Origin of the sequence: Uniformispora flossi, from assembly GCF_049534875.1 — a bacterium.
GTDB lineage: Bacteria > Actinomycetota > Actinomycetes > Streptomycetales > Streptomycetaceae > Yinghuangia > Yinghuangia aomiensis.
This window is the reverse complement of sequence record NZ_JBMULZ010000005.1, coordinates 478,915-492,925: the sequence shown is the minus strand read 5'-3', so window position 1 is coordinate 492,925 and position 14,011 is coordinate 478,915. Positions and strand designations below refer to the sequence as shown.

Sequence of the window (14,011 nt, the reverse complement as noted above, 5' to 3'; positions counted from 1 at the left end):
TGGCGGCCGCGATCGCGGCCGCGGCGGGTCCGAGGTCAGCGGGGTTCGTCGCCCTCGATGACGATCCGGTGCATGACGCGCGGGGCTTGGTAGTCGTAGACCGCGTAGTGCTGCGTGCTGCGGTTGTCCCAGAACGCGATGTCGCCCGGCCGCCAGCCGAACCGCACCTGGAAGTCCGGGCGGGTCACGTGGTCGAAGAGGAACGGCAGCAGCAGTTCGTTCTCGCGTTCGTCGAGTTCGACGATGCGGGTGGTGAAGATCCGGTTCACGTACAGGCAGCGGCGGCCGGTGACCGGGTGGGTACGCACGACCGGGTGGGCGACCACGGGCAGCGCGTCGGGGTCGCCGCCGCGGTGGGTGCGCGACTTGGTGAAGTCGTGTTCGGCCGTGAGGCCGTCGAGCAGGGCGCGCATCGGGGCGGACAGCGCGGCGTACGCGCTCTCCATGTCCGCCCACAGCGTGTCGCCGCCGAGCGGGGGCAGCGACACCGCGCGCAGCATCGTGCCGAGCGGCGGACGCGCCATGAACGTCGCGTCGCTGTGCCAGATGTCCGCATTCGACTGCTTGGGGCCGTCGCCGGTGGCCAGCACCATGACCTCGGGCAGGTCAGGCGCGGGCGGGTGGCCGAACGGGAACCGCTGGAGCGTCCCGAAGCCGGCCGCGAAGTCGCGCTGGCGGTACGCGTCGATGTCCTGGCCGCGGAAGAACAGGACCTGGTGGGTGTGCAGCGCCTCGGTCAGCGCCGCGTAGGCGTCCGGTCCGAGGTCGTCGTTCAGGTCGATACCGGCCACTTCGGCACCGATCGCGGGGGTGAGGGGGCGGATGTCGAACACGGGCACTCCAACGTCGCACGCAATTTGAGACAGGTCGTCTTAACGGTTTCTGAGACGGAATGTCTTACACTCGTCGCGTGGATGTCAAGACCCGCACCCGCGCCCGGCTCCTCGACGCCGCGGAACGCCTCTTCGCCGAGCGCGGCGTCGCCGCGGTATCGCTGCGCGAAATCGGCGCGGCCGCCGGGCAGCGCAACAACTCGGCCGTGCAGTACCACTTCGGCACCCGAGACGCGCTGGTCCGGGCGCTCTACGAAGACCGCCTCGCCCCGCTCAACCGGCGCCGCCTCGCCCTCCTCGCGGCGCTGCCCGAGGACCGCCGCACCGACCTGGCCGGCCTCGTCGACGTGTACCTGCGCCCGCTCGCCGAGGCGATGCGCGACGGCTCCCACGACGGGCACTACGCCCGCTTCATCCACCGCTTCACCCTCGAAGGCGAGGTGCTGACGCCGCCCCTGGAAGCGGACTTCGCCGGCGGCATGCGCGCGGTCACCGCCCTCATCGCGGACGCCCTCGCCGCGGCCGAGCCCCACACGCCCCCGGCCGTGCACAGCGCCCGCCTGCGGCTCATGCAGCTGCTGGTCACCGGGACCCTCGCGGACAGCGAACGCCGCCTCGCCGACGGCACCGAGCTGCCGCTCCCGTTCGACGACTTGCTGACCGAACTCGGCCACGCCGCGGTCGGCGTCCTGCGCCCCCACGGAGCAACGCGGCACGGGTGACGCTCCGCGCCGCCGCGCGCCGCTCCACGCCCGGACGGGACGCGGTTCCTATCCTGCGGCTGTGACGCCAGGAGCAAACCCCTCAGACGACGGCAGTCAGGACAAATCCGAGGTGCCCGCCCCGGACCGCGCCCTCGACAAGCGCGGCGGCCCCGGCCACAGCGTGCTCCTGCTCGTGATCCTCACGCTGCCCGCGCTGAAGGTCGCCTGGACGGTCGGCGAAGGCACCGCGACCCGCGACATCGTCACCACCATGGGCCTCGCCAACTGGCCCAACATCGTCGTCGGGATAATGCTGAGCGACCCGGCGTTCGCCTCGCTGCTGGCCATCGTGGTGTCCCGGATCAGCTTCGGCTACTTCGCGGCCCGCGGCGCCATCCCCCGCGGCGACGACGCGGCGTCCAGAGCCCGCGTGCTGACCCTGGCGTTCGCCTCGCCGATCGCGTACGGCGTGCTCGTCGGGGTGTTCTTCGGCCCGTGGTGGGCGCTCTTCACCGCCGCGGCCTCGGCCGTCCTGCGGCACGGCGTCGTCGTCGAATACCGCGCGGGACGCCGCGGGAACCACCCCGAACGGCGCGCGGCCTCGACCACCTGGGAACGCCGCAGCACCACGGCCGGACACCTCGCCGCCCTCGTCCTCACCGCGGTCGTCCTCCCCGTCGTCGCCCTCGCCGACGCCTTCGACGGGCGCGCCTGGGCACCCGTCGTGCACTGCTCGGTCGACTACGGCCAAGGCCCGCACCGCGCCCGCCTCATCGAACTCGACCGGGTCGGCAACGGCATCGTCGGCTGGGACACCGGCGCCCGCGAAATCGCCAACGGCCTGGACTGCGCCGCCGCGGAGAGCGACGTGATCCGCGCACCGTGGTGGCGAACCTGACGAGGGTGCCGCCCCGGTGGTCCGGGAACGACACCCTCGGTGTGCGCATGCCGCGCGGGATCAGCCCTCGATGCGGGTCCCCGACCCCGTCGACCGCCACTCGCGTTCGGACAGGTGCCGGGTGTGCCTGCGCAGGGCGATGCCGGTGACGAACTCGGTGATGCCGACCACCATCAGCCAGATGCCGACCACGACCGCCAGCACCTTGATCGAGTCGAACGGCGCCGCCAGCAGCACGATGCCGCCCAGGAACGTGACGACGCCGACGAACACCTGCCACCCGCGGCTCGGCACGGTCGGATCCATCGCCGCGGCCATCACCTGCGTGATGCCGCGGAACAGCCAGCCGATGCCGATCCACAGCGCGAGCAGCAGGATCGACTCCAGCGTCCCGCGGAAGCAGAACAGGCCCAGCATGATCGACAGTGCACCGCTGATGAACGCCAGGATGCGCATCGCCGTCGACAGGTGGTCGCCGAACGCGGCCACCAGCTGGAACACACCGCTCACCAGCAGGTAGACGCCGAACAGCACGCCGACCACGCGCAGCGACGGGCCCGGCCAGATCAGCACGATCAGCCCCAGCGCGAAGGACGCGATGCCCATGATCAGCATCGCCTGCCACGCGCTGCGGGCCACCCGGTCCAGGTAGGCACCGAGGGTCGGAGGGGTCTCCATATCGTTCTGCATGGCACCCAGCTTTCGTCGTCTGCCGCCGGTGGCCGTCGCCGACCGCATGACGCGTCGAGCGATGGTCAAAATATGACAAATCGACTACATCAGGCTGCCCGCGGCCCCGCAAGACGAGACCGGGGCGGGCGCCCGCATCCGGGGCGAGATACGCCCGAACGCAGGGACCGCGCCCCGGCGCCGCGTCAGCGGAAAGCGTCGGCGTTCGCGGCGGCCCAGTCGGCGAACGTGCGCGGCGCGCGGCCGAGGAGCCGGGCCAAGTCCGGCGCCGGGGTGCGCTCGTGGCCGGTCGGGGCACCGAGGATGCCGAGGGTCGCCTCGAGCACCGGCGGCGGCATGAACCGGGCGAGCTGCTCGGCGGCTTCGGCGCGGGACTGTTCGACGTACCGGACCGGCTCGCCGAGCACGTCGGCGAGCACCCGGACCCGCTCGCGCGGGGTCAGCGCCTCGCCGCCGGTCAGCTCGTACACCTGCCCGGCGTGCCCGTCGCCGCGCAGCACCACGGCGGCCGCCTCGGCGAGATCGGCCGGGTGCACGGCCGGCAGCGCCACATCCCCGAACGGCGCGGCGACCGTCCGCGCCGCACGCACCCCTTCGGCCCACTGGAACGCGTTGCTGGCGAAGCCGCCGGGACGGAGCACCGTCCACACGAGGCCCGACGCGCGGACGGCCTGCTCGTACGCGACCGCGTGCGCATAGGCGTCCGGCCGCGTGCCGGCCCCCTGCGAGGACAGCAGCACCAGCCGCCGCACCCCGGCGGACCGCGCCGCGTCCACCACCGCGGCCGGGTTGTCCCCCGCCACCAGCAGGAACGCCGCATCGGCGCCCGCGAACACCTCCTTCAACCCGCCGGGATCACCGAGGTCCCCGGCGCGGAACGCCGCACCGCCGGGCAGCCCGCCGTCGGGCGCATAGCGCGCCACCCCGACGACGTCCTCGCCCGCCGCCACGAGCAGCTCCACCAGCGCACGCCCGACATTGCCCGTCGCACCCGTCACCACGATCACGGCAGTTCTCCCTGCGTTCTCTTAGTTAGTCATCCAACTAACTTCCGATGCGACGAAGGTAGCCGCCCTGCGCGAGCGCTGTCTAGAGTGTTTTTAGTCGGACAACTGACTCGCCCCGAGGAGCAGCACTCGCGATGGCCCGCAGCACCGCATCAACCGCCGGCGACAGGCCCGAGGCCGTGCCGGCCCGCAAACGGTCCGGCAAGCGCGAACGCCTGATCGCGGCGACGACCGACGTCCTGCACCGGCAAGGCGTCGAGAAGACGACGATCGCGGACATCGCCCAGGCGGCGGACGTGCCGGTCGGGAACGTCTACTACTACTTCAAGACCAAGGACCAGCTCGTCCAGGCCGCGATCGGCGAGCACCGCAGCCGACTCGGCGCACTGACCGAGATCCTCGACCGCGAGCCGGACCCGGCCGCGCGCCTCAAGGCCCTGATCGCGGGGTGGGTCGACCAGCGCGACGTGGCCGCCCGCTACGGATGCCCGTTCGGCACCCTGGCCTCCGAACTCGACAAGCGCGACGACGGCCTCGACCGCGAAGCCGCGGACGTGATGCGGGAGTTGGTGGACTGGGCAGCCGTGCAGTTCGGCGCGTTGGGCCGGGAAGACGCGCACGACGCGGCGGTCGCCCTGGTGGCCGGGTACCAGGGGATGTCGCTGCTGGCCAACACGTTCCGCGACCCGGAGATCATGACGGTGCAGGGCGCGCGGCTCACCGCCTGGATCGACGAGATCGCGGCGGAGGAGAAGTAGCGACGCGGGTCAGGCGAGCGGGCGGCGTCCCGCGAAGCCCAGGTCCTCGCGGTGGTACCAGGCGAGTTCGCGGTCGCCCTCGAGCCAGCAGAGCAGCACCGCGACGCCGTCGATCTCCGACGGGAAGTCCACCAGCAGCGGCGCGAACCCCTTCAGCTCGGCCCCGGACTGCTGGACGTCCGTCATCAGCTCGTCGAGCCGCGCGTGCATCCCCTTCAGCTCGGGAAGCCCGCCGTGCGGGGTCGGGCCGCCCGCGTCCGCCAGATCCGCGGCCAACTCGGCGGCCTGCCCGCGCACCACGACGATCTCGTCGAGGGTCGGCAGCATCTCGGCGAGCGCCTCGCGCGCTTCGTCCACGGTGAACAGCCCCATGCGGCCAGCTTGCCACGACGCGGACCGGGCCCCACGCGCGGCTCGGCGGGACCGGCAGCCGAGGTCGACGACGAGCCGATGCCGTGCCCATGCCGAGCCGATGCCGGGCCGAACGACGGGATCACCGAATCCGGCAGCGCCGCTCCGGACTCCCGGCCGGCCTGGACGACGCCCCTGACGCCGACGTGACCGCCACCCCGCGGGGCGAGAACACCACCCGGTCGTCCGCCCGCAGGAACAACGGCCTCGCCAACACGAACGCGCGGTCCCCGGCCACGAACTCGTTCACGAGCACCAGGCGTCCCACCACCGCCGAGCCGTCCCCTGCGATCCGCATGCCGCGAGCGTGCCACGTCGGGCTGTCCCCGACCGCCCAATTGCCGCACCCGGTTACGGCGTTGGCAGCCCACGCAAAGCAAGAGGCCCTCTCGATCACTCGAGAGGGCCTCTTCGCTGGTGCGCTCGGCAGGATTCGAACCTGCAACCTTCTGATCCGTAGTCAGATGCTCTATCCGTTGAGCTACGAGCGCTTGTCGTTGCGACGAGAAGAACAATACAGGAACTCCCGCCGGGCATGAAATCGATTAGCGACGGGGTAACGGTATGGGGGTTGAGCTGCGTGTTTGGGGCATTTTGGGAGTCCGGCGACCTCGGATACACCGGCCGGACGCGCCGATGGGACACGCCGATGAGACGGGGGCCACACGCGCGCCGTGATTCCGCCGGCCCACCCCGCAGCACCCTCTCCGTCGCTCCCGGAGCCATGGCCGACGACACCACCGCACCCACAGCGAGCCGCCCCCCGGGCCCGCCCCGGCCCGCGCCACGCCCGTCGTGTTCGCTCAGAGCGAAATGCTGGGTTTGGTGCACTGGTACGGAAGGCGGGTTTTGTGCGGCGTGGATCACACCCGGACGACGCGGCCGGGCGACCTGCGCGGGCCGGCGCAAGGACAACGGCAAGGCATCCGCCGCCCAATGGACTTGACGGACAATCAGGGCGTCGCGGCACACGTGCCGTACCGGCACGGCTACGGTACGAACCGATCCGGGGCCGGGCGGGCACACAAAACAGCCCGTCCGGCGGACCGGACGGGCTGTTCAGAGCGGAGGCTCCGGGATTTGAACCCGGGATGGGGTTGGTTACCCAAACCGCATTAGCAGTGCGGCGCCATAGACCAGACTAGGCGAAGCCTCCATCGGTGTAACCCGACGGCGGATAGATTACCTGCCAGGTCAACACGACTGCAAAAACAATGGGATAGTCGGTCGTGACATGCCTCGGGGGGACGGGCAAGGATGGGCCGTCGGCACAGTCCAGGGGACGTTGAGGAGGTACGCGCTTCGTGAGCAGCAGGCCATCTCGGGGCGCTGCTCGCCTCGCCGCCATACTCGACGCACTGCCGGACGCCCTGCTGCTCGTGAACCGCAACGGCACGGTCGTCAACGCGAACGCGATGGCGCTGGAGGCGTTGGAAGCCCCCGGCACCCCGATCGTCGGACGCGGGTTGCTCGACCTCCTGCCGACCTTCGACCGCAGCCGCATCCCCGGGTCGGTCCGCGCCGTGGAGCAGGACAGCCGGACGAAGCCCGCCCGCATGACCGCGCGCCGCACCGACGGCTCGCTCATGCCGGTCGAGGTCACCAGCGCGAACCTGCCCGGCGCCTACGACGACGAACTCCTCATGATCGTCGTCCGCGACCTCAGCGACTCCCTCGACGTCGAGTCCGAGCTGCAGCGCCAGCAGCGGCAGACCGAGATGATCCTGCGCGCCGCGTCCGAAGGCATCATCGGCATCGACTCCGACGGGTCGATCGTGCTGGCGAACCCGGCCGCCGCGCGGATCCTGCGGCACCGGGCCAGCGATCTGGGCGGCCGGTCCCTGCACGAACTCCTCCAGCCGAAGAAGGCGGACGGCTCGCCGCTGCCCGCCGACGAGTGCCCGGCACTGATCACCCTGAAGTCCGGCCGCAAGCAGCGGCTGCGCGACCAGGTGCTGTGGCGCGGCGACGGCGAAGCGGTGCCGGTCGAGATGACGACCGCGCCGATCCTGCTCGGCGAGACGGTCGTCGGCGCGGTCATGACGTTCACCGACACGTCGCGGGAACGCGCGCTGGGCGAGCGCCGCGAGCAGCTCGTCGAGCTGGTGCAGGCCGAGCTGGTGGCGCGGATCGAGGCCGGACGGGCCCGGCTCAAGACGCTCGCGGACGGCAGCATCGGTGAACTCGGCCCGAGCGCCCGCCGCGTGGTGCGGCAGGTCGCGAGCGACCTCGAGGAGCTGGCCGGGCTGGCCGGCGAAGTGCTGCAGCACCAGGCCGGCGAGGACAAGCCGGCCGCGGAGCGCACCGCGGCGACCGTCGACGACCTGCTCGACCGGGCGCTGGAGACGGTGACCTACCCGGCGCGCGCGGCAGGCGTGCAGTTCTCCCTGACCGCCGCCCCGGTGGGCGTGCAGGCCGACGTCGACGCGATGACACGGGCGCTCGGGCACCTGCTCGCGGACACCGTGGGCGCCGTCGAGAAGGGCGCGACCGTCGTCGTCGCCGCCGAAGAGCGCGACGGGAAGGCCCGCATCGAGGTGCGCGGCCCCGCCAGCCGCGGGAGTTCGGTGCACGTGCCGCTCGCCCGCACGGTGGTCGAGGCGCACGGCGGCACGGTCGAGCACACGACGGAAGACGACCAGAGCGTCTATGTGGTCGAGCTGCCGGCCGACAAGGACGCCGCGGAGAAGGCCCGTCCGCAGGAGGGCTCGGACGGCAACGCGCATGTGCGCGCCCGCAAACGGGCCCGCACGACCCCGGCCGTCCGCCCCGGCACCGCCGCCACGCCGCAGGACGACGCGGCGAAGGCGAAGACCGGGAAGCCGGACGAGAAGACCGGCGACAAACCCGACGACAAGCCCGAGAGCTCCGCTGCCGAGGCCGACGAGACTGCCGCGGACCCGAAGGACACCGCCGGCCAAGACGCGAAGTCCGAGACCTCGGACGCCCCGGGCGACGCCGAAGCCGCCCCGCCGGCCGGTGCGTCCGGCGGTGGCGCCGAGGTCGCGGTGCGGACCCCCGGGGACTCCGGCCCCCGGGCCGCCCGGCTCGCCCCCGCGACCCCCGCCGTGCCGCCGGTGCCGCCGCTGCCCGTTCCCGCCAAGCCGATCGCGCTCCCGGCCGGCCAATCGGCGGCCGCGGGCGGCCCGCCGTCCGTACCGCTGGTGCCCGCCTCGGGCGGACGCCGCGGCCGGCGCGCCCTCCAAGCCTCCGGCGCGCACACCGAAGCGGACAACGCCGACAACGCGGCCGACCACGCCGGGCAGGCGGCCAGGCCGCCCGCCGCGCACGGCCCGTTCGCGCTGGAAGGGCCGCGTCCGGAAGGACCGCTGCCGGCGCCCGCCGCCGAGAGCACGCCCGGCGCGGCTCCGGACCACAGCGGCGGCCACGCGCTGCCGCCCGCACCCGGCGCGCCGACGCCGTACGCCCCGGACGGGTACGGCCCGCAGCCGCAGTCCGGCCCGCACCCCGTTCCGCAGCAGGGCCCGCAGTCCGCTCCCCCGCCCGCCGGATACCCCGGCGACCAGTCCGGCCCGCACTCCCTTCCGGGTCGGCATGGCGGCGGTCCGGTGTACGCGCCCGAGCCCGGCGGATACCCGGCCGGTCCGGCGTACCCCGGCGCGGCCGCCCAGCACGCCCCGGGTCAGCCGGACGACGGCAGCGATCCGCACGCCCCCGGCCGCTACCTGCCCGGCCCCGGCGCTTTCCCGCCCGGGGCGGGTCAGCAGCACGCGCCGCAGGCCCCGCACGGCGGTCCGCCGTCCCAGCAGCCGCAACTCCCCGGCCCGCAGGGGCCGTACGGCCTTCCCGCCGGCCCGCACTACGGGGGTCCCGCGCTGCCCGGTCCGCAGCAGGGCCACGACAGCGGCGCCTACCCCACCGCCGAAGCACCGGGCGCGGAAGGCCCGCCGAGCGGCAGCACGCCCGCGGTCAACCGCAGCGGCGAGCGCCCCGCCGTCACCCGGCGCGGTGCGCCCGCGCGCACCAACGGGCACCACACCCGGCACATGGCCCGGGCCCGGCACCACCTGTCGGTTCCGCCCGCGTCGATACCGTCCCAGCCGCGCTCCGGCCCGGGCGGCCGCTCGACGAGCGTGCAGGACCGGGCCGAGACGCCGCCGCCGAACCCGTCGGCCGGGGACGCGCCGACCGCGCTGATGCCGCCGATACCGGCGCCGCCCACCGACCTGCCGCCGCAGCCCGGGACGCCGCAGGCGATCCCGCCGATGCCGGCCGCGCCGCCCGCCGCGCCCGGCTACGACCCCGGCCACCAGACCGGATACGGCAACGGCCCCGACAGCGGTCCGATCACTCCGGTGTCCCCGCCGCCGGGTTCCGGCCCCGCGCTGCCGGGACGGCGTCGGCGTGCCGCCGCGCAGCCGGAAGCCCCCGTGCCGCCCGGCGAACTCGCGGCGCTGGACCCGGACTACCCGGCGATGGTCGCGCCCGCACCGGACGGCCGTCCGCGGCGTCTGCTGGTGTGGCCCGCGCCCGACCAGGCGACCGCCGGTGCGTTGACCGCGCGCGGCTGGGACCCGGTGCTGGTGCGGTCCCGCGACGAGGTCGACGCGAGCGCGGCGGGCCATCCGGCCGCGCTGTTCGTGGACCCGCTGACCGGGCCGATCACCCGCACGGCGCTGCAGTCGCTGCGGACCGCGGCGACCGCGGCGGAGATCCCCGTCCTGGTCACCGCGGGACTCCAGCAGGCCACCCGGGAAGCGGCGTTCGGCGCCGACCCGGCGGTGCTGCTGCGGTCGCTGGCGCCCGCAGACAGTGCCGCGCACGCATCGCGTGTGCTGCTCGTCGAGGGCAATGCGGACATCGCGGCCGCGTTCACGGCGTCGCTGATGCGGCGCGGCATGGACGTCGCGCACGTCACCTCGGAGAGCGAGGCGGTGTCGAAGGCGTCCAGCGTCGAGCCGAACCTCGTGGTGCTCGACCTCATGCTGGTGCGGCGGCGCCGCCTCGGCATCGTCGACTGGCTGCGCAACAACCAGCGCCTGCACTCCACGCCGATCGTCGTCTACACGACGGTCGACATAGCGCAGGACGACCTGCACCGGCTGCGGACCGGCGAGACCGTGCTGTTCCTCGCCGAGCGCTCGACCCGCGAGGACGTCCAGCAGCGCGTGGTCGACCTGCTCACCAAGATCGCGTCGGTGGTCTGAGCAGCACCCGGAACAACGGAAAGGGCCCGGCGTCGCGCCGGGCCCTTCGGGTTTTCCGCCGACCGGGTCAGAGCGACACGACGTCCAGCTCGTCGTCGCCGTACTGGCGCCGGATCACCTTCTTGTCGAACTTGCCGACGCTGGTCTTCGGCACCGCCTGGACGATGCTCCACCGCTCCGGCACCTGCCACCGTGCGACGCGCGCCGCGAGGAACTCGCGCAGCTCGGCGAGCCCGGCCGTGGCGCCGGGCCGCAGCACCACCGTGGCGAGCGGGCGTTCGCCCCACTTCTCGTCCGGGACGCCGACCACGGCCGCCTCGGCGACGTCCGGGTGCGCCATCAGGAGGTTCTCCAGCTCGACCGACGAAATCCATTCGCCGCCGGACTTGATGACGTCCTTGGCGCGGTCGGTCAGCCGGAGGAAGCCGTCCGGGGTGAGCGTGCCGACGTCGCCGGTGCGCAGCCAGCCGTCGTGGAACCGGTCGCCTTCCGCCGAGTCGGCGCCGGTCTCCCCGCCGACGTAGCCGCCCGCGATCCACGGGCCGCGGACTTCGAGTTCGCCGACCGATTCCCCGTCGTGCGGCATGAACGTGCCGTCCGGGCCGACCAGCCGGGCCTGCACCGACGCGGGCAGCCGGCCCTGGGTGACGCGGTACGCCATCTCCGCCTCGCGGTCGAGCCCGGCCGGCGGCCGCGCCACGGTGCCCAGCGGCGACGTCTCGGTCATGCCCCACGCGTGGATGATGCGGACGCCGTGCCGCTCCTCGAACGCCTCCATCAGCGCGGGCGGGCACGCCGATCCGCCGACCACGACCTCGCGCAGCGACGACACGTCGGTCTTGTGCTGGTCGAGGTGGTCGAGCAGGCCGGTCCAGATCGTCGGCACGGCGGCGGCGATGCTGGGCTTCTCGGCGGCGATCATCGCGGCGAGCGGCTCGGGCTGGAGGAAGCGGTCCGGCATGAGGATCGACGCGCCGGAGAGCATCGCCGCGTACGGAAGGCCCCACGCGTTGACGTGGAACATCGGCACGACCGGCAGCACCTTGTCGGTCGGGCCGAGGCCGAAGCCCTCCACCATGCACACCTGCATGCTGTGCAGGTAAGTGGAACGGTGGCTGTAGACCACGCCCTTGGGGTTTCCGGTGGTCCCGCTCGTGTAGCACATCGCGGCGGCGGTGCGTTCGTCGATGTCCTCGGCCCACGGGAAATCGGTGGGCTGGCCGGCGATGAGGTCGTCGTAGCGGTGGATCTGCTTGCCCTGGCCTTCGAGCGGCGCGAGGTCGGCGTCGCCGGTGACGACCACGTGCTCGATGGTCGCCAGGTGCGGGAGTGCGGGGGCGAAGAGCGGGACGAGGCTGCCGTCGACCACCAGGACCTTGTCGTCCGCGTGGTTGGCGATGTAGATCAGTTGGTCGGCGGGCAGCCGCAGGTTGAGGGTGTGCAGCACGGCGCCCATCGACGGGACCGCGAGGTAGCACTCCAGGTGCTCCTGGTTGTTCCACAGGAACGTGGCGACGCGCTGGTCGCCGGTGATGCCCAGTCCGCGCAGCGCGTGCGCGAGCTGCGCGGTGCGCCGCCCGACCTCGGCGTAGGTGGCGCGGCGCGGTTCGGCGCCGGTCCACGTGACCACTTCGGACGTGCCGTGCACGGTGGTGCCGTGCTGCATGATCCTGGTGATCGTCAGCGGCACGTCCTGCATCGTGCTCAGCATCGTCAGACCTCCCGGGTCGGGTGCGCGGGGTGCGCGGGTGTGCCGAGACCGGGGCGCGCGCTCGGCGCGCGGCCCCGGTGCTACCGGCGGGTACCCAGGATTCTGCTGGGCATATCGCGGCTTGTCAGCCCCGGGTGGCGGCCTTTTCCAGGTCCGTCGCCGAAGTGGCGGCCGGTTCGCGGGGTTCGCGGGCTTCGAGGACCTCCGCGGGCCCGTCTTCGGGGTCGTCCTTGCCGCGCAGGGCGGTCTCGCGGATGGCGAGCACCGCGAGGAAGCCGAGCAGCGTCACCGGCGTGGCGATCAGGAAGACGGTGTGCAGGCCTTCCAGGAAACCGTCCAGGACGGCGCCGCGCAGCGGGGCGTCCAGGGCGTGGATGGCGGACGGGCTGCCCAGCAGGTGGCCGACGTCGGTGCCGGGCGGCGGCGCGACGTGGCGTTCCTTCATCAGGTTCGGGATGTCCGCGGCGAGCCGGTTGCTGAGGATCGCGCCGAGGACGGCCACGCCGACGGCGCCGCCCATCGAGCGGAAGAACGACGCGGCGGAGGTGGCGATGCCGATGTCGTCCTTGTTCGCGTCGTTCTGGATGGCCAGCACGAGGACCTGCGACGACAGGCCCAAGCCGACGCCGAGGACGAGCATGTAGAGCCCGGCGAGTGCGAGCGGCGTGCCGCGGTGCAGCGAGGACAGCAGGAACATGCCGAGCGCGATCATCGGCAGGCCGATCATCGGGAAGGCCTTCCAGCGGCCGAACTGCGTGATCAGGCGGCCGGAGGTGACGGATGCGCCGAGCATGCCGAGCACCATCGGGAGGGTCATCAGGCCGGAGCGGGTCGGGCTCATGCCGCGCACGATCTGCAGGTACTGCGGCAGGTAGATCATCGCGCCGAACATCGCGAAGCCGACGAAGAACGAGCCGGTGCCGGCGAGCTTGAAGGTCCGGCTGCGGAACAGGTGCGGCGGCAGGATCGGCTGGACCGCACGGCGTTCCTGCCACACCGCGCCGCCGCCGAGGGCCACCGCGAGCAGCACGAGCGTGTAGGTGGTCGCGGAGTTCCACGCCCACTTCTGCCCGCCGAGCGACAGCGCCAGCAGGATCGAGGTGACCGCGCCGGTGATCAGCGCCGCCCCGAGGTAGTCGACGTGCGCTTCGCGGCGGACGTGCGGGAGCTTCAGCACGCGCTCGACCATGACGAGCGCGGCGACCGCGAACGGGATGCCGACGTAGAAGCACCAGCGCCAGCCGAGCGCGTCGGAGCCGACGAGGAAGCCGCCGATGAGGGGGCCCGCGACGGTCGCGACGCCGAACGCCGAGCCGATCCAGCCGGAGTAGCGGCCGCGGGTGCGCGGCGTGGTGACGTCGGCCATGATCGCCTGGGTCATCGCGGTGATGCCGCCGACGCCGACGCCCTGGGCGGCGCGGGCGGCGATGAGCTGGCTCATGCTCTGCGAGAAGCCGGCGAGTGCCGAGGAGAGCGCGAAGACGATCAGCGCGATGCGGAACAGTCGCTTGCGGCCGTACAGGTCGGACAGCTTGCCCCACAGCGGCGTCGAGGCCGTGGTGGTGAGCAGGCCCGCGCTCGCCACCCAGGCGAGCTGGTTCTGCCCGCCGAGGTCGCCGACGATCGTGGGCAGGGCCGTGCTGATGACCGTGCCGGATATACAGGCCACGAACAGCGAGACGAGCAACACGCTCATCACACGCATGATCTGACGGTGCGTGAACTCGCCGGCCACGGGAGTTTCCGTGCCGGCAGGTCTTTCTGACGTTGTGTCACTCGCCGAGACGCGCATGCTCCACCCCATCATTGTTTCGTGCAACTAAAGGTAGCG

General features: G+C 72.9%; 11 protein-coding genes and 2 tRNA genes. 4 read left to right on the top strand and 9 right to left on the bottom strand.

Annotation, left to right across the window (positions count from 1 at the left end; genetic code table 11):
- Positions 1–35 precede the first annotated feature (35 nt).
- The gene (locus ACPA54_RS14865; protein WP_423529746.1) at positions 36–833 is read right to left on the bottom strand and encodes a TauD/TfdA family dioxygenase; all 798 of its coding nucleotides are present in this window, start codon (positions 831–833) and stop codon (positions 36–38) included.
- Positions 834–910: 77 nt separating this feature from the next.
- Here ACPA54_RS14865 and ACPA54_RS14860 point away from each other — a divergent pair, with 77 nt between their 5' ends.
- Entirely contained in the window at positions 911–1,555 is a 645-nt protein-coding gene (locus ACPA54_RS14860; protein WP_423529744.1) for a TetR/AcrR family transcriptional regulator, read from the top strand.
- Positions 1,556–1,616: 61 nt separating this feature from the next.
- Positions 1,617–2,435: a hypothetical protein gene (locus ACPA54_RS14855; protein WP_423529742.1), complete on the top strand. Its 819-nt coding sequence runs from the start codon at positions 1,617–1,619 to the stop codon at positions 2,433–2,435.
- A gap of 60 nt (positions 2,436–2,495) precedes the next feature.
- Here ACPA54_RS14855 and ACPA54_RS14850 read toward each other — a convergent pair whose 3' ends face one another.
- Together ACPA54_RS14850 and ACPA54_RS14845 are read right to left on the bottom strand one after the other, a co-directional pair.
- Complete coding sequence (locus ACPA54_RS14850) at positions 2,496–3,125, bottom strand: HdeD family acid-resistance protein (RefSeq protein ID WP_423529740.1); 630 nt, start codon at positions 3,123–3,125, stop codon at positions 2,496–2,498.
- A 185-nt stretch (positions 3,126–3,310) separates the two neighbouring features.
- Entirely contained in the window at positions 3,311–4,132 is an 822-nt protein-coding gene (locus ACPA54_RS14845; RefSeq protein WP_423529738.1) for an NAD(P)H-binding protein, read from the bottom strand.
- A 134-nt stretch (positions 4,133–4,266) separates the two neighbouring features.
- Here ACPA54_RS14845 and ACPA54_RS14840 point away from each other — a divergent pair, with 134 nt between their 5' ends.
- Positions 4,267–4,890: a TetR/AcrR family transcriptional regulator gene (locus tag ACPA54_RS14840; protein WP_423529736.1), complete on the top strand. Its 624-nt coding sequence runs from the start codon at positions 4,267–4,269 to the stop codon at positions 4,888–4,890.
- Positions 4,891–4,899: 9 nt separating this feature from the next.
- Here ACPA54_RS14840 and ACPA54_RS14835 read toward each other — a convergent pair whose 3' ends face one another.
- The 4 genes from ACPA54_RS14835 to ACPA54_RS14820 form a co-directional block, all read right to left on the bottom strand.
- Positions 4,900–5,262 (bottom strand): DUF2203 domain-containing protein, encoded by a 363-nt coding sequence (locus ACPA54_RS14835; protein WP_345679534.1) that lies wholly within the window; start codon positions 5,260–5,262, stop codon positions 4,900–4,902.
- Positions 5,263–5,383: 121 nt separating this feature from the next.
- Entirely contained in the window at positions 5,384–5,599 is a 216-nt protein-coding gene (locus ACPA54_RS14830; RefSeq protein WP_423529734.1) for a hypothetical protein, read from the bottom strand.
- A gap of 117 nt (positions 5,600–5,716) precedes the next feature.
- Positions 5,717–5,792, bottom strand: a tRNA-Arg gene (locus tag ACPA54_RS14825).
- A 574-nt stretch (positions 5,793–6,366) separates the two neighbouring features.
- Positions 6,367–6,457, bottom strand: a tRNA-Ser gene (locus tag ACPA54_RS14820).
- 148 nt (positions 6,458–6,605) lie between these two features.
- Between ACPA54_RS14820 and ACPA54_RS14815 the strand changes: the two genes are divergently transcribed.
- Positions 6,606–10,469 (top strand): PAS domain-containing protein, encoded by a 3,864-nt coding sequence (locus ACPA54_RS14815; protein ID WP_423529732.1) that lies wholly within the window; start codon positions 6,606–6,608, stop codon positions 10,467–10,469.
- 67 nt (positions 10,470–10,536) lie between these two features.
- Here ACPA54_RS14815 and ACPA54_RS14810 read toward each other — a convergent pair whose 3' ends face one another.
- On the bottom strand, positions 10,537–12,180 hold the full coding sequence (locus ACPA54_RS14810; protein WP_423529730.1) for a long-chain fatty acid--CoA ligase: 1,644 nt from the start codon (positions 12,178–12,180) through the stop codon (positions 10,537–10,539).
- A gap of 124 nt (positions 12,181–12,304) precedes the next feature.
- Entirely contained in the window at positions 12,305–13,876 is a 1,572-nt protein-coding gene (locus ACPA54_RS14805) for an MDR family MFS transporter (RefSeq protein WP_423529728.1), read from the bottom strand.
- Positions 13,877–14,011 lie beyond the last annotated feature (135 nt).

Coding starts and splice junctions, on each gene's coding strand:
- ACPA54_RS14805 (WP_423529728.1), bottom strand. CDS start 13,876: ATGAGCGTGTTGCTCGTCTCGCTGTTCGTGGCCTGTATATCCGGCACG.
- ACPA54_RS14830 (WP_423529734.1), bottom strand. CDS start 5,599: ATGCGGATCGCAGGGGACGGCTCGGCGGTGGTGGGACGCCTGGTGCTC.
- ACPA54_RS14810 (WP_423529730.1), bottom strand. CDS start 12,180: ATGCTGAGCACGATGCAGGACGTGCCGCTGACGATCACCAGGATCATG.
- ACPA54_RS14840 (WP_423529736.1), top strand. CDS start 4,267: ATGGCCCGCAGCACCGCATCAACCGCCGGCGACAGGCCCGAGGCCGTG.
- ACPA54_RS14835 (WP_345679534.1), bottom strand. CDS start 5,262: ATGGGGCTGTTCACCGTGGACGAAGCGCGCGAGGCGCTCGCCGAGATG.
- ACPA54_RS14850 (WP_423529740.1), bottom strand. CDS start 3,125: ATGCAGAACGATATGGAGACCCCTCCGACCCTCGGTGCCTACCTGGAC.